The following is a 436-nucleotide window of genomic DNA, read 5'->3' on the forward strand; positions in this document are numbered from 1 at the left end:
CCTTTGACCAGCTCACAAACGGTGCTGTTGCAGCGTTCGGTAACCAATTCGCGCCAAGTGGGAACGTATTTGCCGATGTCGGACAAAATCGTAGCGGCCACGGCATCGGGCAAGAGGTCGAGTTCGCTGACGATTTGCATCGAGCCGAGGAAATGTTCCATCAATGGCTCGCCGTAAGTCGTTAGGGCATCGGCAGGATAATGTTCTTTAGACAGGTCAAAGGCCGTCTGAATCAGGTTTTTATCGGGATCAGGCAGCGCGGCAACATAGCCGTCGAACCATGCGAGGAGGCCTTCCAGCGTTACGCTCGATGTTTGGGGCGTTTGGCGAATAGTGGTCATGGCGTGCGTTTTTTTCTTTCTGATAAAAACGCTGCTATTGTAACAGTTTATTGCCGACAGCCCTAGATTTGTATGCGAATGTGGCACTATGTTTC

The 436-nt window shown here is 51.4% G+C and carries 1 protein-coding gene; it reads right to left on the reverse strand.

The window, feature by feature from the left end; genetic code table 11:
• Window positions 1-341: HD domain-containing protein (locus ACTHS3_RS17020; RefSeq protein WP_440368644.1), on the reverse strand; the 341-nt coding region annotated here is incomplete at its 3' end.
• Between the last annotated feature and the right edge of the window lie 95 nt (window positions 342-436).

It is taken from the genome of Neisseria sp. P0009.S007 (assembly GCF_051962515.1).